Origin of the sequence: Pseudomonas gingeri, from assembly GCF_013385425.1 — a bacterium.
GTDB lineage: Bacteria > Pseudomonadota > Gammaproteobacteria > Pseudomonadales > Pseudomonadaceae > Aquipseudomonas > Aquipseudomonas gingeri_D.
The window spans coordinates 59,271-83,875 of the sequence record NZ_JACAQA010000036.1 but is presented as its reverse complement, the minus strand read 5'-3'; the positions used below and the strand labels follow the sequence as shown (position 1 = coordinate 83,875).

Genomic DNA, 24,605 nt, shown 5'->3' with positions numbered 1-24,605 from the left:
GACGGCTATTCACCTGCAGTACCAACGTAGCGTTACGGGTCAGAGGCACCCCGGCATGATCGAACTCGAACAAGAAGATCCAATCCCGCAAGGCGATCTCGCCCTGCAAATCACCGCGCTCCCGCGTGAAGCCAACGGTTTCGGCGACATTTATGGCGGCTGGCTGGTCAGCCAGATGGACCTGGCCGGCACCGCCATGGCCAGTAAAGTGGCCGGCGGCCGGGTGGCCACGGTGTCCATCGACCGCATGGCATTCCTGGTCCCGGTCGCCGTCGGCGCGCAACTGTCCTTTTATACCCATACCGAAGAAATCGGCCGCAGCTCGATGCGGATGATGGTCGAGGTGTGGAGCGACGATCCGCTGACCAGCGAATGGCGCAAGGTCACCGAAGCGGCGTTTGTGTTCGTGGCCATCGACGGCAGCGGGCGCACCCGCTCCGTGCCACGGCGTTAATCCGGCCGCCCGCGCGCGGCCCGTTACAACTCCCTGTCTTGCGAGAACACCATGACCACGCCCCATGTTGAAGCGGTAAAACTGGATGAGCTGAACGGCTGGCGGATCAGCCACGGCCAGGCCGAATTGCTGGTGGCGCAACAAGGCGCGCAGATCCTCAGTTACCAGTTGGCCGGGCAACCGCCGCTGATCTGGCTCAACAACGAGGCCGTGTTCAAGCAAGGCCAGGGCATTCGCGCTGGGGTGCCGGTGTGCTGGCCGTGGTTCGGCAACTTTTCGCGTAATCCGGACAGCGTGCAGGCCATGCGCCAGAGCAGCGAGGCCGCCACGGCCCACGGTTTGGTGCGGACAATGAACTGGACGTTGCAGGGCATCGAAGCCGAAGGCGAGGCGGTGAACGTGACGTTCAGCCTGCCGCTGCCCGAAGGCGGTCTGCCGGGCTGGCCGCACAAGGTTGGTCTGAGCCTGCGTATTCGCCTGGGTGAGACCTTGCATGTCGAGCTGACCAGCGAAAACCAGGACGATCATCCGGTCAGCATCAGCCAGGCGCTGCACACCTATTTCGCCGTCAGCGATGTGCGCAATGTGCGGGTCGAAGGGGTCGAGGGCCTGAGCTATATCGATACGCTGGAGGACTGGCAGTCGACGACGCAGATGGGCAGCTTGCACTTTAGCGGCGAGACCGACCGCATCTACCAGGATGCGCCATCGCAGTTGAGCATTGTCGATTCGGACTGGCAGCGGCGTATCCAGCTGACCAGCAGCGGTTCGCGGACGGCGGTGATCTGGAATCCGTGGATTGGTCGGGCCAGCCAGTTCAGCGATATGGCCGACGATGGTTGGCAGAAGATGCTCTGCATCGAGACCGCGAACGTGATGGATGACGTGGTGACGCTGGCGACGGGGGCAAGTCATACGTTGGGTGTGACCATCGGTAGTCAGCGCCTGGCTTGAGACCGCGTCGCGGCCTTCGCGGGCAAGCCCTGCTCCTACAGTACGTCGTCGCTCACCGATCTTGTGCACGACACAACACTGTAGGAGCAGGGCTTGTCGGATCGCCGCACCGCCGCGAAGACGATCTGACAAGCGCCGAAGATCTCGCGCCTTACAGATCCGACTCCTTCACCACCCGCACCTTCCCCGCATCCAGCGCATACGCCGCGTCGGCCAGGTCATTGCTGACCTTCTCGATCTTCAGCGTGCCGGTCACCCACAGCGGCGTATAGATATCATCCAGCTTCAAACCCCTGGGATACCGCACCAGCACCAGTTGATTGGGCGGCGGTGGCGGCACGTGGATGCAGGCGCCCGGGTACGGCACCAGGAAAAACAACGTGCTGCGGCCCTTGGCGTCGGTCTCCAGCGGCACCGGATACCCACCGATGCGAATATCCTTGCCGTCCATCGCCGCCACGGTCTTGGTCGAATACATCACCGCCGGCAAACCCTTGCTCTGCTTCAACCCACCCTTGGCGGTAAAAGTACCGTCGCCCTCGGGCGTGTTGTGGGTGATTTCCGGCATTTGCTCAAGGGCTTTCTGGTCCGACTTGGGCATCAGTTCCAGCCAGTCGGTTTCCGGAAGTTCACCGGCATGGGCCAGGCCACTGCCCAGGAAAACAAGGGTCAAAAGAAGACGGCGCATGGGGAGACTCGAAAACAGAGAGGATGTCGCACATTCTAGCCCTCTCCGCCATGGCGGCAGAGAGGGTTTGATCGCCTGGATCAGTTTCTTCTGATCAGGTTGTAGATCACCAGCAAGACAATCGCGCCCACAACCGCACCGATAAAGCCGGCACTCTGACCCGCGTGATAGATCCCCAGCGCCTGACCACCATAGGTCGCCGCCAGCGAACCACCGATACCCAGCAGGATGGTCATGATCCAACCCATGCTGTCGTCACCTGGCTTGAGGAAACGCGCCACCAGGCCAACGATGAGGCCGATAAAAATTGTCCAGATAATGTGCATGGCATTTCCCTCGGTGAGTGTGCACAGTCAAAGCCTAGTCAGCACTTTGACATCCTGCCATCAGAGGCCGGCGGCAACCGTAGGTTCCCGCCGGCACTGACTATCTTTATTCGGCGATCAACGCCTCGACCCGCAGGATCTGCTCCTGCAGCGTGGCCTTGTCCGCGCAGCGCAGCGTCGCGTGACCGACCTTGCGGCCGGCCTTGAACGCCTTGCCATAGTGATGCAGATGGCAATCGGCGATGGCAATCACCTGCTCCACCGGCGGCACGGCGCCGATAAAGTTGAGCATCGCGCTTTCGCCGACCTTCGCGGTCGAACCCAGCGGCAGCCCGGCAATCGCCCGCAGGTGGTTTTCGAACTGGCTGCACTCGGCGCCTTCGGTGGTCCAGTGCCCGGAGTTGTGCACCCGTGGCGCGATTTCGTTGGCCTTGAGGCCACCGTCGACTTCAAAGAACTCGAACGCCAGCACACCGACATAATTCAGCTGCTTGAGCACCCGGCCGGCATACTCTTCGGCCAGGGCTTGCAGCGGATGGTCGGTGCTGGCCACGGACAGGCGCAAGATGCCGTTGTCGTGGGTGTTGTGCACCAGCGGGTAGAAGCAGGTTTCGCCGTCACGGCCGCGCACGGCGATCAGCGAGACTTCCCCGGTGAAGGGCACAAAGCCTTCCAGCAGGCAGGCGACGCTGCCCAGTTCGGCGAAGGTGCCGACCACATCGGCCGCGCTGCGCAGGACTTTCTGGCCCTTGCCGTCATAGCCCAGGGTGCGGGTTTTCAGCACGGCCGGCAGGCCGATGCTGGCGACGGCGGCATCCAGGTCCGCCTGGGACTGGATATCGGCGAAGGCCGGGGTGGGAATCCCCAGGTCCTTGAACATGCTCTTTTCGAACCAGCGATCACGGGCGATGCGCAGGGCTTCGGCGCTCGGATAGACCGGCACGAACTGCGACAGGAAGGCCACGGTTTCCGCCGGGACGCTTTCGAACTCGAAGGTCACCACGTCCACTTCGTCGGCCAACTGGCGCAGGTGATCCTGATCGCCGTAATCGGCGCGCAGATGCTCACCGAGGGCAGCGGCACAGGCATCCGGCGCAGGGTCCAGGAAAGCGAAGTTCATCCCCAGCGGCGTACCCGCCAGCGCCAACATGCGGCCCAACTGGCCGCCACCGATTACACCGATCTTCATCGTCATCAACCTCAGGCGACGCGTGGGTCTGGATTGTCCAGCACGCTGTCTGTCTGTTCTGCACGGAATTTCTTCAGCACGGTGTGGAAATGCGGGTGCTTGGCGCCCAGGATGCTCGCCGAGAGCAGCGCGGCATTGATCGCGCCGGCCTTGCCGATGGCCAGGGTCGCGACCGGAATACCGGCCGGCATCTGCACGATCGACAGCAGCGAGTCGACGCCCGAGAGCATCGCCGACTGCACCGGCACGCCCAGCACCGGCAGGTGGGTCTTGGCCGCGCACATGCCTGGCAGGTGCGCCGCGCCGCCGGCACCGGCGATGATCACCTCGATCCCACGGGACTCGGCCTCTTCGGCGTACTGGAAGAGCAGGTCCGGGGTGCGGTGGGCGGAGACCACTTTCACCTCGTAGGGGATGCCGAGCTTTTCCAGCATATCGGCGGTGTGGCTAAGGGTGGACCAATCGGACTTGGAGCCCATGATCACGCCAACCAGTGCACTCATCGTCGTGCCTCTTCTCTTGGGCGCCCGCGGGCGCGTCAAAAAACAACAAGCCACGCGGGAGACCGGCGTGGCTTGTCATGCGAATCGGGGCCGGGCAAGCCGGCCGAAGGCCGCGCAGTATACCGAAAAAAGTGCGTTAAACGCACCTTTACCGACCATCTGTCGTTTGCCGGATTTTAGCCGCTGAAGGCCGGTTTACCTGACTTCCAGGTCAATTCGGACTCGGCGTCTGTGCCGCCGCGCCTTCGAGCTTGCGCCACAACAAACGCACATTGGCCTTGCGCACCAGCGCACAGCGATACAGGCGGATTTCCAGCGGCACATGCCATTGCGGGCCGCCACACACCACCAGTTCGCCCCGCGCCAACTCGGCCCGGACACTGAGATGCGGCACCCAGGCAATGCCCAGCCCTTCCAGCGCCATGCTCTTCAAACTGTCAGCCATCGCGGTTTCATAGATAGTGGTGAAACGCAGATTGCGCTGGCGCAGCAACAGGTTCACCGAGCGTCCGAGGAACGCCCCCGCGCTATACGCCAGCAACGGCACGCTCACCTCGCCCTCCAGGTCGAACAGCGGCTGGCCATCCGGCCCCGTCGCACAGACCGGCAACATCTCGGTCTGCCCCAGGTGCATCGACGGAAAGATCTCCGCATCCATCTGCAACGCCGCATCCGGGTCATAGAACGCCAGCATCAAGTCACAGCCACCCTCGCGCAACGCATGCACCGCGTCGCCGACGTTGGTCGCCACCAGCCGCGTGGCGATATTCAACCCTTCATTACGCAACTGCGCGATCCAGCGCGGAAAGAAGCCCAGCGCCAGGGAATGCGCCGCCGCCACCTGCATGACTTCGCCCTGCCCGCCCTCCAGGTGATGCAGATGGCGCACCACCTCGCCCAGTTGCTCGACCACCGTGCGCGCCGTCACCAGGAACAACTGCCCCGCCGCCGTCAGCTCGATCGGCGTGCGCGAGCGGTTGACCAGGGTCAGCCCCAGCGCCGACTCCAGGCTGCGGATCCGTCGGCTGAACGCCGGCTGCGTGACAAAGCGCCGCTCGGCCGCCTGGGAAAAGCTGCGGGTCGCCGCCAGGGCACTGAAATCTTCCAACCATTTGCTTTCGAGATTCATCGGCGCCTCCCACCATGCGCACCATTTTGGTTCACACGCTCGTCATACACAACGCGTCACATCCACATTATGCCGTTTGTGCATAGGCCAGTGCTGAACAGCATTGGCCCAAAAATTCCCTCAAGCCTAGCATTGCCAACGTTCCGGCACCGACCGGGTTCTTATCGAGATGATTTCTATCATGTCCTCCGCTGCATCTTTCCGCACAGAAAAAGACCTGCTTGGCGTACTCGAAGTACCCGCCGACGCGTATTACGGCATCCAGACCCTGCGAGCGGTGAACAACTTCCGTCTCTCCGGCGTCCCGATCTCGCACTACCCGAAGCTGGTCGTGGCCCTGGCCATGGTCAAACAAGCTGCCGCTGACGCCAACCGCGAGCTCGGTCACCTGACCGAAGCCAAACACGCGGCCATCAGCGAAGCCTGTGCCCGTCTGGTGCGCGGCGACTTCCACGAGCAGTTCGTGGTCGACATGATTCAAGGCGGCGCTGGCACTTCGACCAATATGAATGCCAACGAAGTCATCGCCAACATCGCGCTGGAGGCCATGGGCCACAGCAAGGGCGAATACCAGTACCTGCACCCGAACAACGACGTGAACATGGCGCAGTCGACCAACGACGCCTACCCGACGGCCATCCGCCTGGGTCTGCTGCTGGGCCACGACGCCCTGCTCGCCAGCCTCGACAGCCTGATCCAGGCCTTCGCCGCCAAGGGCCAGGAGTTCAGCCACGTCCTGAAAATGGGCCGTACCCAGCTGCAAGACGCCGTGCCGATGACCCTCGGCCAGGAATTCCGCGCCTTCGCCACCACCCTGAGCGAAGACCTGGCCCGCCTGAAGACCCTGGCTCCGGAACTGCTGACCGAAGTCAACCTGGGCGGCACCGCCATCGGCACCGGCATCAACGCCGACCCGCGCTACCAGCAACTGGCGGTCGACCGCCTGGCCCTGATCAGCGGCCAACCGCTGGTACCGGCCGCCGACCTGATCGAAGCCACCTCCGACATGGGCGCCTTCGTGCTGTTCTCCGGCATGCTCAAGCGCACTGCGGTCAAGCTGTCGAAGATCTGCAACGACCTGCGCCTGCTGTCCAGCGGCCCGCGCACCGGCATCAACGAAATCAACCTGCCAGCGCGTCAGCCCGGCAGCTCGATCATGCCCGGCAAGGTCAACCCGGTGATCCCGGAAGCGGTCAACCAGGTGGCGTTCCAGATCATCGGCAACGACCTGGCCCTGACCATCGCGGCCGAAGGCGGCCAACTGCAACTGAACGTGATGGAACCGCTGATCGCCTTCAAGATCTTCGACTCGATCCGCCTGCTGCAACGCGCCATGGACATGCTGCGCGAGCACTGCATCGTCGGCATCACCGCCAACGAAGCCCGCTGCCGCGAACTGGTGGAACACTCCATCGGCCTGGTCACCGCGCTGAACCCCTACATCGGCTATGAAAACGCCACCCGGATCGCCCGCATCGCCCTGGAAAGTGGCCGTGGCGTACTGGAACTGGTGCGCGAAGAAGGCCTGCTCGACGACGCCATGCTCGCCGACATCCTGCGCCCGGAAAACATGATTGCTCCGCGTCTGGTGCCCCTGAAGGGCTGAACTTCACCGGACTGCAACACGCTCACCAGGTCGAGGGACTAGACACCTCTCACCTTTTGAGGGCCTGAAGGTCACTCTTCAGGCCCTTTTTTTTACAACCGAAAGTAGGACGAAGGCTCTATCCCGGCCCCTGCCTTCACCAGAAATACCCTGCGCTTCGTCGTTTGTACTACAAACGAGTACAGACGACTGCGGTGCTCATAGGTATAGTGCCGCCCCTCTTCGCGTAAGCGATCCGCGGTACAGCGGCACTGAAACACGCGAAACAACACTAAAAACAACCCGCGCAAGCTCGGGATGAAAGATCGCCAGCCCACACTGCCCAGTGACATCGGGTGTAACGCGATATTTCGAACGAGCCGCCTTTGCATCAAAAAACAGCGAGGAACCATTCCATGCTTGAGGTCATCAACGACTTCCTCTCAGGGAAATTACTGATCGTGCTCATTGTCGGGCTCGGTAGCTACTTCACGATTCGTTCGCGATTCGTCCAGTTCCGCCATTTCCGCCACATGTTCACCGTCTTCAAAGAGTCCCTTCGTGGTCAAGCTGGCCAACTGAGCTCGTTCCAGGCCCTGATGCTGAGCCTCGCCGGCCGCGTCGGCGCCGGTAACATCGCCGGTGTCGGCATCGCCGTGACCCTGGGTGGCCCAGGCGCCGTGTTCTGGATGTGGGTCACCGCACTGGTGGGCATGTCCAGCAGCTTCTTCGAATGCACCCTGGCCCAGGTCTACAAGCGCGCCGATGGCGACGGCCTGTACCGTGGCGGCCCGGCTTACTACATCCAGCACGGCCTGAAGCTCAAAGGCATGGCGGTGGTGTTCTCCATCCTGCTGCTGGTCACCTACGGCTTCGCCTTCAACGGCCTGCAGTCCTACACCGTGACCCACTCGCTGCAGAACGCCTTCGGCTTCTCGCCGAACCACACCGGCATCGCCCTGGCGGTCCTGCTGGCGATCGTCTTCGTCGGCGGCATCAAGCGCATCGCCTCGGTTTCCGACCTGCTGGTTCCGGTCAAGACCCTGGCCTACATCGGCGTCACCCTGTACGTGATCTTCAGCCAGATCGAACACGTGCCGGCCATGCTGGAAACCATCTTCAAGAGCGCCTTCGGCCTTGACCCTGCGTTCGGCGGCCTGCTCGGCAGCGCCATCGTCATGGGTGTGAAACGTGGCGTGTTCGCCAACGAAGCCGGTCTGGGCAGCGCGCCAAACGTCGCCGCCGTGGCCGCTGTGAAGCACCCGGGCGCCCAAGGCGTGGTCCAGGCGTTCAGCGTGTTCCTCGACACCTTCGTGATCTGCACCTGTACCGCCCTGCTGATCCTGCTGTCGGGTTTCTACACCCCGGGTTTCGAAGGTGACGGTATCGTCCTGACCCAGAACTCCCTGGCCGCCGTGGTCGGTGACTGGGGCCGCCTGTTCGTCAGCGTCGCCCTGTCGCTGTTCGTCTTCACCTGCATCCTCTACAACTACTACCTGGGTGAAACCAGCCTGCAGTTCCTGACCCGCAACCGCATCGTGTTGATGGTGTACCGCGCCCTGGTGCTGGCCCTGATCGTATGGGGTTCGGTGCAGAACCTGTCGACCGTGTTCGCCTTCGCCGACATCACCATGACCTGCCTGGCCTTCGTCAACCTGATCGCCCTGGCCATGCTGTTCAAGGTCGGCCTGCGGGTGATGCGCGACTACGACGCACAGCGCCGTGCCGGCGTCAGCCAGCCGGTGTTCGACTCGAGCAAGTTCGCCGATCTGGACCTGGACCTGGCAGCCTGGCCAACCCCGGGCCAAGCCGCGCCACGCGAGCAAGACGCTGTCCAGGGCGTGCCTGCCACGCAACGCTGATCGCTCCCACGGGCGGCGCCCTGCCGTCCGACGCGACAGACCTTACCAGGTGGCGTCCTGCCACCTGACGTGACACACCTTGCGCACGCAGGCATGCTGCGGCGCACGGTGCATTCGTCCAGGAGAACCCGCAATGACTTCCGTCTCTTATCCTGCCGCACAACGCGTCATGGTCCTCTATACCGGCGGCACCATCGGCATGCAGGCCAGCGCCAACGGCCTGGCCCCGGCGTCCGGTTTCGAAGCGCGGATGCGCGAACAGCTCAGCGGCCTGAAAGTGCCGGACTGGTGTTTCCGTGAAATGGCCCCGCTGATCGACAGCGCCAATATGACCCCCGAGTACTGGCTGCGCCTGCGGGATGCGGTGGTCGATGCGGTGCAGGTGCAACAGTGCGACAGCGTGCTGATCCTGCACGGCACCGACACCCTGGCGTACAGCGCGGCGGCGATGAGCTTCCAACTGCTGGGGTTGCCGGCTCCGGTGGTGTTTACTGGTTCGATGTTGCCGGCAGGCGTGCCGGACAGCGATGCCTGGGAGAACGTCTGCGGTGCGCTGGTCGCGTTGGGCCAGGGCTTGGCGCCGGGGGTGCACCTGCATTTCCACGGCGAGATGCTTTCGCCGACCCGTTGCGCGAAGATTCGCAGCTTTGGCCGGCATCCGTTTGCGGCGCTGAAGCGTACGGGCGGCGTGGCCAAGGCGCAGACCTTGCCGGTGCAACTGGGCTACGGTCAGGCCCGACAACTGACGACGGTCGGTGTGTTGCCGCTGGTTCCGGGCATCGCTGCCGCGCAGTTGGATGGCCTGATCGACAGCGGTATCCAGGCACTGGTGCTGGAGTGCTTCGGCAGCGGTACCGGGCCGAGCGATAACCCGGCGTTCCTCGCCAGCCTCCAGCGCGCGCAGAAGCTGGGGATCGTGGTGGTCGCGATCACCCAGTGCCATGAAGGCGGCGTCGAGCTGGATGTGTATGAGGCGGGTAGCCGTTTGCGTGGTGTCGGCGTGCTGTCCGGCGGCGGCATGACCCGTGAGGCGGTGTTCGGCAAGCTGCATGCGTTGTTGGGGGCGGGCCTGGAGCAGGCTGAAGTGCGGCGCTTGGTCGAGCTGGACCTGTGTGGCGAGTTGAGCTGAACCACCTCGTTGACTGGGGTCCTGCTTGATCTCAAGAACACAAGGAACCTGTAGGAGCAGGGCTTGCCCGCGAAGCTTTTGGCGTCCTCAAGGGCCCCTTCGCGGGCAAGCCCTGCTCCTACAAGGTCCGTGTTCGGCCCCAAGACGGCAGTGTTGAGGCCAACCCATTCACTCACCGGGATTGAAAAAACCTGGGCAGAACAACCTCAGCACCAGACAAATCGCTTTTTCTTGAGCGACATTTCCTAGAAAATCCCAACGCCTTGCGCCTGTCCAGCCACGTGACTAGTCTCCGTTTGTCACTGCCCAATTGCAGTGAACGGGTTTAGCAGCTCGTGTCCAATAGGCGCACAACGCCTCCATTTTTCATGGCCGGCGTTTTCAATGCCCCCAGGTTTATGGTGGCTGTGCGTGGGGCACCTTCGGGTGCGCCGGTTTCCTATTGGCCGGTCTGCTAACCCGCGTACAGCTGCCACCCCCATCGTTTAGCAGCGACCGGTGTCGGCTCCCATGCGCCAATAGGAGTACATCATGGACAAGCTAATCCCTGATCCGCCCAGCAGGACCGCCCGCGCCCGGATCACCGCCATTCTCAAGAAAGCCAATGCCGACCTCTTGCAGGTCCTCAACAGCCAACGCCACGAACCGCCGTTGCTCGCCGCCCTGAAAGAAACCGCCGCCCGCCCCGGCTGCGTCAACGACGGCCGTCACCTCTCGCTGTTCAACGTGCAGGAAGGCATCAGCGCCGAGCAGGCGCTGATCCATGTGTCATTGATGCTGCGCTGCGCCGAGGAGGTCTCCGATGAAATCACCGAATACGGCAGCGGCGTCGAACGCGGGCTGATCTGGTCGATGATCCATTCGGTGGAAATGGCTCGGGCGGTAGTCGATGCGTTGTTGGCGGGGTCGCAACCGACACCGACCTGAAACGCCCCCCTAGCTTTTGTGGGAACGGAGCCTGTGTGGGAGCGGAGCTTGCCCGCGAAGAAGACGCCGCGGTTTTTCAGAGACACCGCGTTATCGTTCTTCGCGGGCAAGCTCCGCTCCCACATCAGATGGCACCACACCACAAAATCCGTGCTGTCCCCATCCGTCAGCCGTCGGCACACAACTTGCTCGATTCCCATACCTCGCAAGGATGGAATCGAGCATGCTCCACTCTCACCTCACCACCCTCAACGCCGTCTCCCTGGTGCTCAACGCCTTCCGCGACAAGGGCATTGCCAGCGATGCACTGCTGGCCGGCAGCGGCATCAGCGCCGCCGACCTGAGCCGCGCCGACACCCGCATCACCACCAACCAGGAGATGCAGGTGTGCGCCAATGCCGTGGCCCTGCGCCGGGAAATCGGCCTGGAGCTGGGCCGGCGCATGCATGTGTCGGCCTACGGCATACTCGGCTACGCCCTGCTCACCAGTGCCACCTTCGGTGACGCTTTGCGCCTGGCCCTGCGTTATCCGGCGCTATTGGGAACACTCTTCGAACTGAGCCTGGAAACCGACGGCGAGCGCATCTGGTTCACCGCCGCGGACTATCGGGAGAACCCGCAGTTGGCGGTGTTCAACACCGAGCTGTGCCTGGTCTCGCTGAAAGTCATCTGCGACGACCTGCTCGGCCACCCACTGCCCTTGCTGGCGGCTCGTTTCGAGCACGAAGCACCGGACTATCAGGCCAACTACAGCGACAGCTTCGACTGCCCGCGGCAATTCTCGGCCGACAGCAACGCGTTCGCCTTCGACCGGCACTGGCTGGAACAACCCTTGCCCCTGGCCGACGCCATTACCCACCAGGCCATGGCCGAGCGTTGTCGCAAGCACAACCTCGAATTCACCGGCCGCCAGGCGTGGCTGGGGCGCATCCGCCAGTTGCTCGCCGCGCAACTGCACACCGCGCCGGGCCTGGAAGGTCTGGCCGAGCAGATGAAGTGTTCGGCCCGCACCCTGCGCCGCCACCTCAATGACCTCGGTTGCAGCTACCAGGAACTGCTCGACGAACTGCGCTTCGAACGCGCCAAACAACTGCTCGGGGAAGCCCGGCTACCGATTCACCGCATCGCCGATGAGCTGGGCTTCAGCGAAACCGCCAGCTTCCGCCACGCCTTCGTGCGCTGGAGCGGGGTCAGCCCGAGTCAGTTCCGCCCATAAGACGCGAACAGCGGCTCAGAAGCGCAAGGTCCATTCACCCTGAACACCGTGCAGTTGGCGATTGTCGGCGATTTCCCCGGTATAACCGACGCCCAGGGCATGGTTCTCGGAGAACCGCCAATCCAGTCCCGCGTCCACCACCAGACTGTCGCGATCCAGCGTGGCGCTGCGGATCTCGAACGCATCGCCGCCCAACGCCGACGACTGCATCACGGCATGGGTAAGGCCACCATACCGGTGTTTCCAGCCGGCGCTGAGGCGCGGCGCCAGGCTCATGCCGCGATCCAGCTGGTGCTGCTGGGCAAACCGCGCGCCCAGGGTACTGCGCAGATTGCCTTGGGAGTGGGCCTTGACGCTCAAGGCCGCATCGCCGCCTTTTTCCGTGTAGCCGCGACGGTGATAGCGCTGATAGTCGAGGCCGGCAAAGGGTTCCACACTCAGGGTGCCAAAGCCCAGGGCGTAGCCGATCTCGCTGAACACCTGCTGGCTGCTGGCCTGGTGCCTGCCCGATAGACGCTCACTGAACCCCGCGAAAGCCACATCACGCCGGGTGTTGCCATCATGGCGACTATGAACGGCACCGAGACGGGTCGCCCAGGGACCGCTCTGATGCAGCGCGTACGCCCCCAGATGCCAGCTGTCGATCGTACCCTTGAAATGGCTGCCATCCAGGCGCGTCTGCGATTGACCGCCCACCACCCCGAAGCGCCAATCGGCGACCCGTGCCCAGTCGCTGCCGATCAGCAAGCCTTGGGTCTTGCGCTGCATGGCCTGATCGTTCTGCTGGCTGCTCTCGAATTTACCCGCGTTACCCAGGCCGTGAACCCACACCCGGCCCTTTGCGCCACGGCTATCCGCATCGAACGCCAGCGTCGCAGGTCTGCCGGAGGAGGTCTCGAAGCCGGGCAAACGACGGTCGTCGCTCCACTGGCGCATCGCCGAGAGCATGCCGCCACCGACCTGGCCGACACCGCCCAGGGTCGCATTGCCCAGGTTGGCATTGTGGCTGCCCGAAAGCTGACTCATGGCGATTCTCGCCGTCGCGGCGTTACTCGTGATCAGGCTGGAGACCAGGGCCGGAGGCTGCGGCGTCTGCCCGGCCGAGGTCATCGTCGCGGCCGTGGTGTCATCGACCTTCTGCCCGTCGGGTGCAGCGGCCGGGGCGAAGTAGGCGGTCTGCCCGAGGCTCGCCGCCAGGCGCTTGGCGTTCCCGGATTCGGCGATCTGCTCCAGGGGCACATAGTTGCGGCTATAGATCAGCCCGACGTCGGTGGGGGTATAGGACAGTCTGTAAGTCATGAAAGCCAGATCGCTGGTCACCTTGTGAAAGGCGCCTTCAACCTGGCCGGCCCGCAGGACCGTATGCGCACTGGTCGAGGGCACACTCTCGGCCGTTGGTCGCAGGACCAGCGTTGCCCCTTGCAGATAGGCCGTGCCACCAACGTCGACGGTCGAACTGCCGCCATCGTGGTCAATGCCATACACCAGCACCGAGGAAGGGCCCATCGTGAGATCACGCGTGACGACAGGTGCACCCGACTGGGAGTTGGCGAACATCGTCCCGTTGACCACCAGGCTGTCGGTACTGCCGCTGCCGGAATAGACACCAAACTGATCAACCCAGGTGGCGCCGGTGATCCCACCGTTGTTGATCAACGCCGCGCCGTTGCCGACACGGGCCTGGGTGCTGAAATCCGCCGGGCCGGTCAAGGTCCAGGTGCCCTGGTTGACCGACAGTGATTCAAAATTGCGCGTGTTCCCCAACATGCCGCTGCCGCCCTCGAGGAGCAACAGGTCCGAGCCGCTGCCGCCGTCGATGGCCCCGAACACCTGGGAGCCGCTGTACAGCGCCAAGGTATCGTTGCCGCCTCCCAGGTCTATCGCCGTGCCGGCGCGGTAGGCACCTTTCATATAGGCGCTTGCGGTCGAGCCATGGGGGTCCTGGTTTTGTATGTAGGTGGTTTCGATCAAGCCATGGTTGGTCACGCTGTCATCGTGATTGCCATTGAGCCTGATCCCCCGGTGCCCACGAATAATGCCGCGGTTCACCACATTGATCGGACCTTTGCCCTGGCCCAGGATGCCAAAGCTGGGCCCCTGGATCAGTGCATCCTCGGCGTTGACCACCAGGCCGCGGCCTATCGAGATCCCTGAAGAGGTGCCGACACCCTTAGGCACATCGGCCTCGATAACGCCGTAGTTTTCTACCCGCGCCAGCCCGTCGATCCTGACCCCGTTGTACCCCGTGAGAAAAACACCCTCGGTACGATGGCCGGAGATACGCCCCCAGTTCAACACCGCGCCGTTACCGTAGGCACGGACACCCGAGCCACTCAGGCCTTTCACCACGCCATCGTTGCGCAGGGAGATATTGCGCCAGGTAAAAAGCCCATCGGCGCTCGACGCCATGATCGACGAGGCATCGCCCAGATGCTCCACATACAGCGTGTCGCCCCGGCTCACCCGGCTGGAAGCCAGCAGGGGTGGCGCGAAGGCAGTGCAAAGGGCTAGCGCAACGGCCCAGCCAAGGGGGTGTTGTATCGGCGGCATGTCATTCCCTACCTGGAGTTATCGGAGGCGAGAATGTATCCATCCTTATCAAGGACCACTGTCGGGCAAAGCGGATCGCGGCGGCAGGTTGCCTCTGTAAGGCTGTCCGAAAAAATCCGTAACAACTAACCCCCGTGCGTGCGCCTTTTCAGGCCACGGCGTCGCCCTTCGCTCCGTTCAGGGGCGAAATCAGGACATATATTTTGGCCATATTGATCCCCTTTTGGCCGCTCCCACCGTTCTCCCAAAGGCGCCGGGCATCAAGAATGACGCCAAGCCCACGCTATCGGAGAACAATAAATGCTGACGGTCTATTCCGACGATCACCACCTGCACCACGGCCGCTGCGAGCTGATCGACGGGCAATTGATGCCCTGCTTTGAAATGCCTTCGCGGGCCGACCATGTGCTGGCCCGCGTGCAGCATCAGGCCCTGGGCCCGGTGCGCGAACCGGAGGATTTCGGCCTGGAGCCGATCCGCCGCGTGCACGACGAGGCCTACCTGAATTTCTTCCAGGGCGCCTGGGAGCGCTGGGCCGCGCTAGGCCATGACGGCGACCTGCTGCCCTTCACCTGGCCGGCCCGCACCTTGCGCCGGGTGATCCCGAAAAACCTGCACGGCGAACTCGGCTACTACAGCTTCGACGGCGGCGCGCCGATCACCGCCGGCACCTGGCAGGCAGCCTATAGCGCGGCCCAGGTCGCCCTCACCGCCCAGGCCGAAATCCAGCGCGGCGCCCGCAGCGCCTTCGCCCTTTGCCGACCACCGGGACATCACGCCGCCAGCGACCTGATGGGCGGTTACTGCTACCTGAACAACGCCGCCATCGCCGCCCAGGCCTTCCTCGATCAAGGCCATCGGAAGGTCGCGATCCTCGACGTCGACTACCACCACGGCAACGGCACCCAATCGATTTTCTATGAGCGCAGCGATGTGCTCTTCACCTCGCTCCACGGCCATCCGGAAGCCGAGTTCCCATTCTTCCTCGGTTATGCCGACGAGCTCGGCGAAGGCGCCGGCGAAGGTTTCAACTTCAACTATCCGCTGGCCGCCGGCACGGCCTGGGACCAATGGAGCGCGGCGCTGGAACAGGCCTGCGGCGAGATCGAACGCTACGCACCCGATGTGCTGGTGGTTTCCCTGGGCGTGGACACCTTCAAGGACGATCCGATTTCCCAGTTCAAGCTCGACAGCCCGGACTACCTGCGCATGGGCGAACGCATCGCCCGCCTGGGCAAGCCGACGCTGTTCGTGATGGAAGGCGGCTACGCAGTAGAAGAAATCGGCATCAATGCCGTGAACGTACTCGAAGGTTTCCAATACGCTCAATGAGGAATTAGAACAATGAACAAGCTCAAGCGTCTTATTGCCCCAGCCCTTTGCGCCGCCGTGCTCAGCACCGCCGTCCATGCCGAGGAGCGCACCCTGCGGGTCTACAACTGGTTCGACTACATCACCCCCAAGGCCCTGGACGACTTCAAGGCCCAGAACACCCAGGTCAAGCTGGTCTACGACATCTTCGACACCAACGAGGCCCTGGAAGCCAAGCTGCTCACCGGCAACTCCGGCTATGACGTGGTGGTGCCGTCCAACGTGTTCCTCGCCAAGCAGATCGAGGCCGGCGTGTTCCAACCCCTGGACCGCAGCAAGATCCCGAACTGGAACCACCTGGATCCCAAGCTGATGAAGCTGATCGAGGCCAACGACCCGGGCAACAAGTTCGCCGTGCCCTATATGTACGGCACCATCCTGATCGGCTTCAACCCGGCCAAGGTCAAGGCGGCACTGGGCGACAACGCGCCGGTGGACAGCTGGGACCTGATCTTCAAGGAAGAGAACATCAGCAAGCTCAAGCAGTGCGGCGTCGCCCTGCTCGACTCACCGTCGGAGATCCTGCCGCTGGCCTTGCAGCACCTGGGCCTGAACCCCAACAGCAACAACCCCAAGGACTATGAAAAAGCCGAGGCGCTGCTGCTGAAGATCCGTCCGTACATCACCTATTTCCACTCGTCCAAGTACATGGCGGACATTGCCAACGGTGACATCTGTGTGGCCGTCGGCTATTCCGGCAGCTTCTCCCAGGCCGCCAACCGCGCCAAGGACGCCAAGAACGGTGTGGTGGTGGACATGCGCCTGCCCAAGGAAGGCGCGCCGATCTGGTTCGATATGCTGGCGATCCCCAAGGGGGCGAAGGACACCCAGGACGCCTACACCTTTATCAACTACCTGCTGCAACCCCAGGTGATCGCGCCGATCAGCGACTTTGTCGGGTATCCGAACCCGAACAAGGACGCCACCGAAATGGTGGATCCGGCGATCCGCCACAACGCCAACCTGTACCCGACCGAAGCGGCGATGAAGACCCTCTACACCTTGCAGCCCCTGGACCAGAAGGCCGAACGGGCCCGCACGCGGGCCTGGACCAAGATCAAGTCCGGGATCTGAGTGTTGCCCCCGCCCCCTACAGGGGGCGGGGGCGATCTTCAGGCACTCGGTGGCAGGAACAACGCCGCTGCCAGCTTGGGGCCGATGTCTCCACGCCAGATAGCATCGACTTTGCTTCCGGCGCTCTCCTGGGCCCGCTGAAAACTGAGCCCTTTAAACCGTTGCTCGCGGGTCTTGAGGTGAGCCTTGGAAAAACGGGCCGCCGGCGTGGTCGCGCTCAGGTAATGGAAATGCGCGTACCACAGCGGCCTGCCCTGCCGGTCGCGAATCTCGTACTCATCGAGGAAGTCGTTGCCCTTGCCGCCGGAGATATCCCGGCGCTCACCCAGCTTGTGGACCGTGATCTGCTCTTCCTGCGCCAGGAACTCAACGGCGGCGGCGCTCGGCAAGCGCTTCTTGGTCAGGTTGACCCGCAGACTCAGCCCCTTTTTGTTCAAGGTGCTCGCGGTCTGCTCCAGGTCGGCAATCAAAAACCGCGGAGACTGTGAAAGCCCCTGGGTCAAATCCCGCAGTTCCCTGCCGAGCGCTGAAAATGGCTGCGCCTTCATCCCGAGCATGTCCTCGATATCACGCGGGACCTGCACCAGGCTCGCACTGCGTTCGGCGTCCGCCAGCAGCGTCGGCACGCTCTCCAACAGATCACGGGCCTTCTTCTCCAGCGACTTGAGCTTCTTCGCGGCACGTACACTCAATTCGCCCACGCCGCCCAGCAGGCGCAGGCCGCGATCCAACTGCCAAAGCCCCGAGCTGTCGCGCCTCAACCAGGGACCCTGTCGCGCCGGGTGGAGGTCATCAATGATCACCACCCCATCGAGTTTGCGCGACACCCGAAACCAGGCATCGTCGACCCGGGCATAGAAAAGCTTGTCGCGCCGATACAGACCTTTCCAGTCGCCCGACTCCAGCAAGGTGCCGGGCGCCTCGGACAGCGACAGCTTGAACTTCTCCAACCGGACCAGCTCGGAAGCCGTGAACTGACGCCCCGGGCGGGTCCAGGCAAAGACCAGTTGATTCGTCGCGCTGGCGACAGGCTCCTTGATCACCGCGTTACTGAGGACAGGCCTGGGGCCCACGGCCCCGGCTTGCCCGATCAGTGGCCGACGGTGATACACCAGCACGACCGCCAGGTTCAGCAAGACGTCGGCGAACGCCACCCAGGGATGGGACGCATGGGAATCGGCCAAGGCCTTGAGGCTGGAGAGCAATTGCACAAGCCAGCCGAAACCCGCCAGGGGCCCAGGCAACAAGGGCTGTAGCAGGCCGAACAAGGCCCAACCCAGATCGACGAAACGGCTCCAGCGATCCTCGGCATTGGACACCGAGTCCGCCTCGGCCTGCGCGATCAACGCCTCGACGCTGGCGGCGAACAGTGCCGCGCAAAACGACCCGGACAGCGGCGTGGTGTCCAGCGCAGCCGGCTCAGGGGTGTCCGGGATATTCCAATCGGAGTTGGTCACCCGGGTCAGGTGCGGCTCCTTGAATCCGCCATCCTCATAGGTTGAACGCCTTGCGCTGTCCAGGCCGTCGAGCACCGACTGCTGCAAAGGTCCCTCCTGCTGGATGGCCGTCAACAAGCCGGCCCAGGATGGAAACTCAAGCAAGAGCACCCTGGCGCTGGGGCGGCACAGCACCTGCGGGCCCTGGGCCGTCGCCTGCGGGCCAATCACAAACATATTGCGCACCCGGTCCGCCGTGGCACCGGGATGCGCCAGAAAAGCCATTGGCCTGACCACGATGGGCTGCCCCAGCACCTCACGGACGCCAACGTCCCGGGTCACCACCGCCTCGACATAAAGACGGGCGGTCTCCGTCAGTTTCCGCTCGAGCCGCAGCTCCAGCGCCCACATCGGCAGCAGGACCCGCAGGTAGTCGGTAAACAGCCCTTCTTGCCGGGCTCGTTCGGCCTGATCGCGCTGCAATTTCTGCCTGAGCAACTCGGGGTAGGTCCTGCCGATATCGGCGTCGCTCACCGCCGTGCGCAGCGCGTCATAGCTCATCCAGGGAGGCGCTGTCCGACCCTGGTAATGAACCTGCGCCAATGCGCCAAGAGGAAAGGCCTCAAGGTTCTTCAGCGCCATGGCGACATAATCCTGGGCCTGTGACTCATAGCGAGCGTCAAGCGCACTGTCGACCATTTCGGAGGGGCTGTTGGCGATACGCGTCAGGGTCACGCTGATATCGCTGACCGACACGCTCGCGGCCGCTGGATATTTCGCCTGCAAACTCGCCCGCAACGACTGGCCGGCAAAGGTCCGGATATCGGGAATGCCATCGAGAAACGCCTTGCCGGCATGACCCCGATGCACCGTCGCAAGCGCCGCCACGTAACGACCATAACGCGTGCGATCCGCCGCCGACGCCTTGCGCAACGCCTCGGGGAGCAAGTCATCCAGGCTCGCCAATTTCGCCTCGTGACCGGAACGAAAGGCACCGAACAAGGCCTGCAAACCAGTCAACTCACGCAGGTGTTGCTCAAGGGCCTCCGGGTCGCGATAGTCACTTGGCTTGATCGCATCGATGGCCTCCAACTGGCGTACCAGCAGGCTCACGGTCAGGGCATCGAAGATATGATGGTCCGGCGAGTAACTCCTGAAACCCGAGTCCTCGCCGCTCAATGTCACACTCAGGGACTCTTCAAGCGCTCGGGTGGAATCGAAGGTTTCGATCCCGCCGAACAGGCTGTAAAGCAAGACGATCTGACGCTTGCCGACCCAGTGGCTGATAACCAGTGCCTGGATGCGCAAGGGCTCGGGCCCCTTGATGCGGCTATCGATGATAGGGATATAGGCCTGCGCGCAATCACTGCCGAACTTGGCCTCGCGCGCCTTCAGGTCGGGATAGTCGAGCACTGCACTCACACCGGCCAATTCATCGCCCGACAGCGCCGCGCACGCCAGGCGCAATTGCGCCGCGAAGAATTCGGAAAGGCGCTGCCAGGGGGCGACATCCCCCGCCAGTGGCGAGTTCCAGAAGTCCACCAGACCCTGTTTGTACGCCTCCAGCAACAACGGAGCCCACTCGTCCAGCAGCGTATCGAGCATCTCAACGCTCAGGGACAACTGCTCCGGATGCTCCGCGCCCGGATAGAGCGTCACATAGCTGCCGGCCGGACATATCCGCTTTTCTTCGCCCAGGAAGCGCTCGATCAACAAGTGCGCCAGGGTCAGGACCCGGTATTCCACCTGAATGCCGCACGGTTCCGGCTCGATCAGCGCGGCATGGGTCAGCCGCTCGCCCTGCGCCGGGTAGTGGTCTTCCAGCATGTCGCGGACCAGGCCGGGCGCCACGCTTTCCAGGGTCGGTCGCTGGGCAAAATAATCACTGAGGGTGTAGACCCTCTCAGCCTGTTCGCTTTCGCTCAAGACTGCGCGCGCAAGGGGGGACGTCATGTCGATTTATCCTGGTGGCGGGTTCCGGGAATAAATAAACATCGACCGCGCGACGGCCTGCGGTAGCCGGTTACTACCCTTTGCGACTAAAGCTTCCAGGCTGTGCGCAAGCGTGCCAGCGCCGACTCGATATCCACCTCCGGTACCGCCGCGAACCCCAGTACCAGGCCGGCACGCCGGTCTTCGGGCGGTTCGGGCTGAGTGATCCAGTAGCTGCTCAAGGGGCTGATTTCGACACCGACGCTCTCGGCCTGCGCGATCAGTTCCCGCTCCCGGGCCAGACTCTCCACCGGCACCGTCAGGTGCAGGCCCGCCGCAACCGCCGGCAAGTCGCCACAGCCCGGGATATTCGCCGGCCAATGGGCCAACAAGGCATTGCGCCGACTCAGCGCGGCCCGGCGCATGCGGCGGATATGCCGCTGGAAGTGCCCGGCGGCCATGAACTCGGCCATCACCGCCTGGGTGCTGACCTCCGAGTGCCGCATATCCAGGGCGCGGCGCTGGGCAAAGGCCTCGACCAGCGTCGGCGGCAGCACCAGGTAGCCGAGGCGCAACGCCGGAAAGGCGATCTTGCCGAAGGTCCCGACATACAGCACCCGCCCCTGCCGATCCAGCGCCGCCAAGGGTGCCAGCGGCGCGCCGCTGTAGCGGTACTCGCCGTCGTAGTCGTCCTCGACGATCCAGCCGCCGCTGCGCTCGGCCCAGGCCAGCAGCTCCAGGCGCCGGGCCAGGCTCATGATCACCCCGGTGGGGTATTGATGGGAGGGGGTCACATAGGCCAGCCGACAGTCCGGCAATTGCGCGAGTTCGACGCAATCGAGCCCCTCATGGTCCACCGTCACGCCATGCAGCGTGGCCCCCGCCACCGCGAAGGCCAAACGGGCCGCGCGGTACCCGGGATTCTCCACCGCGACGCCATCGCCGGGGTCCACCAGCAACTGTGCACAAAGGCTAATGCCCTGCTGCGCGCCACTGGTGATCACAATTTGCTCAGGCGTGCAGGACAGGCCCCGAGAGCTGCGCAAGTAAGCCGCGATCAGGCCGCGCAAGCGCGCCTCCCCCGCCGCCTCGCCGTAACACAGCAACTGCAAATCCGGTTTACGCCAGAAAGCCGCCTGCAGCTTGGCCCAGACGCCAAAGGGAAACAGGTCGAACGCCGGCACACCCACCCGAAAAGCCCGAGGCGGACCGCTCGGTGGCTTGTGCATCGGGTTGCTCTCGATGCGCTCCATGGCCAGATTGTGGATAACTTTACTGGATGTAACCCCAGCGGTTTCGGGTGATTTTGTGGATAACCCTGTGGGTAAGCCTGTTGAAAACTCTGTGGATAGTTTTGTGGACAACTTTTTGATCGGCAGGGCTTTTTCCGGCAACTGCGCCACGTAGGTGCCATCGCCGATCCGGCCCTCGATAAAGCCTTCGGCGTAGAGCTGGTCATAGGCCCGCACCACGCTGTTGCGGGAAATCGCCAGGGCGCTGGCCAGGTCGCGGCTGGCCGGCAGACGGCTGCCACTCGCCAGGCGCCCGTCCAGCACCCGCAGGCGCAAGGCCTGATAGAGCTGGCGACTGAGTCCCTTGGCCGGATCGAGGTAGATCCCGGCGGGGTCGAACGGCAGGGGCAACGATGGACTGGGCATGGCATTGGACCTATGAAAATCGCCGACAATGGCTCTTACAACCAACCAATAGCCTGCCTAGGATGCAGGTATTCGCCAAGGAAAATTTCCATGTACACACCCAGCGCCTTTTCCGAACAAGACCTGCTCACCCTGCAGCAACATATCCAGGGCACTCGCCTGGCGACACTGGTCACCCATGGCAAGCTCGGCCTGCAAGCCATCCATGTGCCGCTGTTGCTGCGCCCCGAGCAAGGTCCCAATGGCACGCTCTATGGCCATCTGGCCCGGGCCAATCCGCAGTGGCAGGAACTGGCGGAGGGCGGTGAAGTGCTGGTGATCTTCCCGGGGGCCGATGCCTATGTCAGCCCGTCCTTCTATCCCGCCAAGGCAGAGCACGGCAAGGTCGTGCCGACCTGGAATTACGTGGCCGTGCACGCCTACGGCCAGGCCGAAGTATTCGATGACGCTGATCGCCTGCTCAACCTGGTCAGCGCCCTGACCGACCGCCATGAAGCGGGCCGGGACAAGCCGTGGAAAGTTGCCGACGCCCCCGCGCCGTACATCGAGAGCATGCTCAAGGCCATTGTCGGTTTTGCCATACCGATCCAGCGCCTGGAAGGCAAACGCAAGCTCAGCCAGAACCGCAGCGCCGCCGACCAAGCCGGCGTGCAACAAGGGCTGGCGGCCAGCGCCGACAGCCAGGACCAAGCCCTCGCCCAATTGATGCGCTAAGGAGTCACCATGAGTTCCATCGAGATCCGCCCGGTCAGCGCCGCCGACCAGGCCGTTTGGCGCCCGCTATGGCAGGCCTATCTGAAGTTCTATGAAACCGAGCTGCCGGACGCGATCTACCAGTCGACCTGGCAACGTTTTCTCGACCCGGCCGAAACCACCCACGCCGCCCTCGCCTGGCAGGACGGCAAGGCCGTGGGCCTGGTGCATTTCATCTACCATCGGTCGAACTGGAGCGTGCAGAATTCCTGCTACCTGCAGGACCTGTTCGTGGCGCCCGGCCAGCGCGGGACCGGGCTGGGACGGCTGCTGATCGAGCATGTCTATGCCACGGCGGCCGAGGCCGGGTGCAATAAAGTCCACTGGCTGACCCACGAGACCAACGCCACGGCCATCCAGCTGTATGAACGGATTGCCGAGCGCCCCGGTTTCATTCAATTTCGCCAAGCGTTGTAAGCCTCAAGGAAAGCCTCATGTCGATATCCCTAGCAAACTGGAAAGGCGCGCCGGCACCTTCGGCCCAGCGTCTGGAGGGGCGTTTTATCGTCCTGGAAAAACTCGATCCGGCCCGCCATGGCGACGATCTCTGGCAGGCCCTGACGGGCCCCGGCGCCGATCCCAAGCTCTGGGATTATCTGCCTTACGGTCCATTCCCGGAGCGCAGCGCCTTCAATGACTGGCTGAACAACCATGCGGCCAATAGCGATCCGTATTTCTTCAGCGTGGTCGACAAGGCCAGCGGTGAGGTCCAGGGCATTCTCAGCCTGATGTCAATCGTCCCGGCCCAGGGACGTATCGAAATCGGCCACGTCACCTTCGGCGCACCGATGCAGCGTTCGCCCAAGAGCACCGAGGCGGTCTACCTGCTGGCCAAGGAAGCCTTTGCCACGGGTTACCGGCGCCTGGAGTGGAAGTGCAACAACGACAACGCCCGCTCGCGTACGGCGGCCGAGCGCTTGGGCTTCAGCTTCGAAGGTGTGTTCCGCCAGCATATGGTGGTCAAGGGCAGGAACCGCGACACGGCGTGGTACAGCATTATCGATTCGGAATGGCCGGCGGTGAATGCTGGATTCGAGCGCTGGTTGTCGGAAGAGAACCTGACCGAGGTCGGGCAAATCAAGTCTCTGGTCGAGTGCCGGGGTTAACCGGACAACCTGAAAGCGCAGTGCCCCTCGACCTAAAAATACGGTGGCTGACGCGTCGGCCACCGTAAGACCACAGGGTCATAAAACACACCTCGAATCGTCACCAAACCGGTGACATATCTTGCAAAAGACGGGTAAAAATCCCGACATTTATCGATTACATGGATAGATACATTTCGGCCTCAATTTTCCAGGAGGTCGAAATTCCATGCCAACACCCCTTAATCGACTCGCCATATCGGTCGCACTGGCATCCAGTGTTATTGCCAGTCAGCAGGTACTAGCCTATCCGCAGACGCCAATACTCAGCCGACCTATCGACCCGAATGCTACCTATCTCGGAACGACCCCAGAGGGCGGCACCGTGTGGGAGGCTCCCATTGGTTCCGGTCAACAGCCACCAGTCCCTCAGTACCCACAAGGTCTAAGGCCCAATACCTATACGGTCGTCGACCCAAACCCCACCGCTCCCGGCGTTTTTTGGGTCAAACCTAACAACGGGAATACGGCCCCCTTTGAGGCATACATCCAGCCCGACGGCTCTGCTGTTGGGATATACGTGTCGCCCCTCCCGCCACTATGCCCGCAATGCGCTCCCGGTCAACAGCCACCGCTCCCTCAGGTGCCACCGCTGCACCGGCCTACCACCACGAGCACCGGTATTGTCGAAACCAATCGGAACAATATCGCTGCCAACACGGCCGCTCACAAAACTAACGCCGCTGCCATCGCTGACAACGCAAACAAGATCACCGACAACACC

At 63.1% G+C, this 24,605-nt stretch carries 21 protein-coding genes; 12 read left to right on the top strand and 9 right to left on the bottom strand.

All coding sequences use genetic code 11. The features are described 5' to 3' along the window. Positions 1-55 precede the first annotated feature (55 nt). Positions 56-454 (top strand): acyl-CoA thioesterase, encoded by a 399-nt coding sequence (locus HX830_RS29175; RefSeq protein WP_040071787.1) that lies wholly within the window; start codon positions 56-58, stop codon positions 452-454. Positions 455-505: 51 nt separating this feature from the next. Continuing rightward, complete coding sequence (locus HX830_RS29170; protein ID WP_177104130.1) at positions 506-1,408, top strand: D-hexose-6-phosphate mutarotase; 903 nt, start codon at positions 506-508, stop codon at positions 1,406-1,408. Positions 1,409-1,559: 151 nt separating this feature from the next. On the opposite strand, the gene HX830_RS29165 is transcribed toward HX830_RS29170, so the two are convergent. The 5 genes from HX830_RS29165 to HX830_RS29145 form a co-directional block, all read right to left on the bottom strand. Next, a complete protein-coding gene (locus tag HX830_RS29165) occupies positions 1,560-2,096 on the bottom strand; it encodes a DUF3299 domain-containing protein (RefSeq protein ID WP_177104128.1) in 537 nt (178 codons plus the stop codon). Between the two features lie 80 nt (positions 2,097-2,176). Next, complete coding sequence (locus tag HX830_RS29160) at positions 2,177-2,422, bottom strand: GlsB/YeaQ/YmgE family stress response membrane protein (protein WP_103499413.1); 246 nt, start codon at positions 2,420-2,422, stop codon at positions 2,177-2,179. Between the two features lie 106 nt (positions 2,423-2,528). Next, a complete protein-coding gene (locus tag HX830_RS29155; RefSeq protein WP_103499414.1) occupies positions 2,529-3,611 on the bottom strand; it encodes a 5-(carboxyamino)imidazole ribonucleotide synthase in 1,083 nt (360 codons plus the stop codon). Between the two features lie 11 nt (positions 3,612-3,622). Further along, positions 3,623-4,114, bottom strand: coding sequence for a 5-(carboxyamino)imidazole ribonucleotide mutase (gene purE, locus HX830_RS29150; protein WP_040071792.1), 492 nt, complete (start codon positions 4,112-4,114; stop codon positions 3,623-3,625). Positions 4,115-4,325: 211 nt separating this feature from the next. Then, positions 4,326-5,243, bottom strand: coding sequence for a LysR substrate-binding domain-containing protein (locus HX830_RS29145; protein ID WP_177104126.1), 918 nt, complete (start codon positions 5,241-5,243; stop codon positions 4,326-4,328). Positions 5,244-5,424: 181 nt separating this feature from the next. Here HX830_RS29145 and aspA point away from each other — a divergent pair, with 181 nt between their 5' ends. The 5 genes from aspA to HX830_RS29120 all read left to right on the top strand — a co-directional run bounded on the left by aspA (position 5,425) and on the right by HX830_RS29120 (position 11,962). Beyond that, a complete protein-coding gene (aspA, locus tag HX830_RS29140) occupies positions 5,425-6,849 on the top strand; it encodes an aspartate ammonia-lyase (protein ID WP_103499214.1) in 1,425 nt (474 codons plus the stop codon). Positions 6,850-7,244: 395 nt separating this feature from the next. After that, complete coding sequence (locus HX830_RS29135; RefSeq protein ID WP_103499213.1) at positions 7,245-8,690, top strand: alanine/glycine:cation symporter family protein; 1,446 nt, start codon at positions 7,245-7,247, stop codon at positions 8,688-8,690. Positions 8,691-8,823: 133 nt separating this feature from the next. Next, positions 8,824-9,819: an asparaginase gene (locus tag HX830_RS29130; protein WP_152736624.1), complete on the top strand. Its 996-nt coding sequence runs from the start codon at positions 8,824-8,826 to the stop codon at positions 9,817-9,819. Between the two features lie 531 nt (positions 9,820-10,350). Then, positions 10,351-10,746, top strand: a complete 396-nt coding sequence (locus HX830_RS29125) for a hypothetical protein (RefSeq protein WP_177104124.1) — start codon at positions 10,351-10,353, stop codon at positions 10,744-10,746. 223 nt (positions 10,747-10,969) lie between these two features. Beyond that, positions 10,970-11,962, top strand: a complete 993-nt coding sequence (locus tag HX830_RS29120; protein WP_177104122.1) for an AraC family transcriptional regulator — start codon at positions 10,970-10,972, stop codon at positions 11,960-11,962. A gap of 15 nt (positions 11,963-11,977) precedes the next feature. Here HX830_RS29120 and HX830_RS29115 read toward each other — a convergent pair whose 3' ends face one another. Beyond that, the gene (locus tag HX830_RS29115) at positions 11,978-14,512 is read right to left on the bottom strand and encodes an autotransporter outer membrane beta-barrel domain-containing protein (RefSeq protein WP_177104120.1); all 2,535 of its coding nucleotides are present in this window, start codon (positions 14,510-14,512) and stop codon (positions 11,978-11,980) included. Between the two features lie 300 nt (positions 14,513-14,812). Between HX830_RS29115 and HX830_RS29110 the strand changes: the two genes are divergently transcribed. Continuing rightward, on the top strand, positions 14,813-15,844 hold the full coding sequence (locus HX830_RS29110; protein WP_103499208.1) for a histone deacetylase family protein: 1,032 nt from the start codon (positions 14,813-14,815) through the stop codon (positions 15,842-15,844). Between the two features lie 12 nt (positions 15,845-15,856). Continuing rightward, a complete protein-coding gene (locus HX830_RS29105; protein WP_152736621.1) occupies positions 15,857-16,957 on the top strand; it encodes a polyamine ABC transporter substrate-binding protein in 1,101 nt (366 codons plus the stop codon). 38 nt (positions 16,958-16,995) lie between these two features. On the opposite strand, the gene HX830_RS29100 is transcribed toward HX830_RS29105, so the two are convergent. Then, entirely contained in the window at positions 16,996-20,346 is a 3,351-nt protein-coding gene (locus tag HX830_RS29100) for a dermonecrotic toxin domain-containing protein (protein WP_177104110.1), read from the bottom strand. 86 nt (positions 20,347-20,432) lie between these two features. Continuing rightward, positions 20,433-21,983, bottom strand: a complete 1,551-nt coding sequence (pdxR, locus tag HX830_RS29095) for a MocR-like pyridoxine biosynthesis transcription factor PdxR (protein WP_177104108.1) — start codon at positions 21,981-21,983, stop codon at positions 20,433-20,435. Positions 21,984-22,073: 90 nt separating this feature from the next. Here pdxR and HX830_RS29090 point away from each other — a divergent pair, with 90 nt between their 5' ends. Genes HX830_RS29090 through HX830_RS29080 form a run of 3 tightly spaced genes read left to right on the top strand, consistent with a single transcriptional unit; the run spans position 22,074 to position 23,842 of the window. Beyond that, complete coding sequence (locus HX830_RS29090; protein WP_177104106.1) at positions 22,074-22,697, top strand: FMN-binding negative transcriptional regulator; 624 nt, start codon at positions 22,074-22,076, stop codon at positions 22,695-22,697. Between the two features lie 9 nt (positions 22,698-22,706). Then, positions 22,707-23,153: a GNAT family N-acetyltransferase gene (locus HX830_RS29085; RefSeq protein ID WP_152736617.1), complete on the top strand. Its 447-nt coding sequence runs from the start codon at positions 22,707-22,709 to the stop codon at positions 23,151-23,153. A 17-nt stretch (positions 23,154-23,170) separates the two neighbouring features. Continuing rightward, positions 23,171-23,842, top strand: a complete 672-nt coding sequence (locus HX830_RS29080) for a GNAT family N-acetyltransferase (protein ID WP_177104104.1) — start codon at positions 23,171-23,173, stop codon at positions 23,840-23,842. A 577-nt stretch (positions 23,843-24,419) separates the two neighbouring features. Here the strand turns inward: HX830_RS29080 and HX830_RS31935 are convergent. After that, on the bottom strand, positions 24,420-24,605 hold a 186-nt coding region (locus HX830_RS31935), incomplete at its 5' end, for a hypothetical protein (RefSeq protein ID WP_218171429.1).